Origin of the sequence: Photobacterium carnosum, assembly GCF_002849605.1 — a bacterium.
Classification (GTDB): domain Bacteria; phylum Pseudomonadota; class Gammaproteobacteria; order Enterobacterales; family Vibrionaceae; genus Photobacterium; species Photobacterium carnosum.
On the sequence record NZ_NPIB01000069.1, the window covers coordinates 1 to 1096 of the forward strand.

1 protein-coding gene is annotated in these 1096 nt (G+C 39.8%); it reads right to left on the bottom strand.

Annotated features, from left to right (window positions below; translation table 11 throughout):
* Positions 1-31: 31 nt before the first annotated feature.
* On the bottom strand, positions 32-793 hold the full coding sequence (locus CIK00_RS21100) for an IS5 family transposase (RefSeq protein WP_101770504.1): 762 nt from the start codon (positions 791-793) through the stop codon (positions 32-34).
* Between the last annotated feature and the right edge of the window lie 303 nt (positions 794-1096).

Here is a 1096-nt window from a genome sequence, read left to right on the forward strand (position 1 = left end):
CTAGGGGCTGTTGATCTTTGTAGTACATATATCAATCAGCCCACATTGGTAGCCACATCATAGTAAATGCTAAAGCGAGCATTGAATGATAATTTCGTTCAAGCTTTTCATACCGCGTGGCTATCCCTCTATATTGCTTAATACGGCCAAATGCATTCTCAACCAAGTGCCGATATTTGTACATGCACCAGTCAATATCTTCATTGCCTACTAAACTGTTGCCCTTACGTGGAATAACGGGTGTAGCGTTATTATCACGAACAAACGCTCTCAGTTTTTCACTGTCGTAGCCTTTATCTGCGACAACCATATTACTTGTTGGGCAATTAGCTACGAGTGACTCTGCATGGACGATATCATGCGTATTTCCACAGGATAATTCATAATAAACAGGCAACCCTCCGCTATCGACTGCAAGATGAATTTTCGTAGAATTTCCACCTCGGCTCTTTCCAATTGATTCATTGTCAGCAGTTCTTGCACCGCAACTATGTTGATGAGCCCTGACAATACTGCCATCAATGAAGACCCAATCCATGTCCGCATCACGAGATAATGCGCGAAACAGTTCATTCAAAATCCCTTTTTTGGACCATAAATTAAACCGTCTGTAGATAGCACTCCAACGGCCAAAATCAGAAGGTAAATCTCGCCATGGAATACCTGTGCGCATCTTATACAGTATGCCTTCGAGCGTTTTTCTATGGTTGGGCTTATTATAAATTCGACCACTTAAGTACATTACTTTTGATAAGACATCCCATGTCCCGTCTGTTAACATTAATCTTGGCATGTAGGTTCGGTGTAAAGTTTTCTGGCGAATTCAATTATACCTTATCTTCATGCTGTTTGTTTTTCATACCACAAAGATCAACACGCCCTAATATAAATAGGTTAGTTTATGAAAATCACATTATTTGCATTTATTGTACTGTTACTTATTGTAGTGGTCAAGTAAAACTGTACACCTTTATAGGTGTTTAAATTAAGCGGCGGCTTCCATCATCACTGGTGATAAATAGTTGTTATAACTATGGCCCCGTTTGGTATTGTAATGCTGCAATATATATTTGAGTGTATCTCGTTCTGCTTCGGC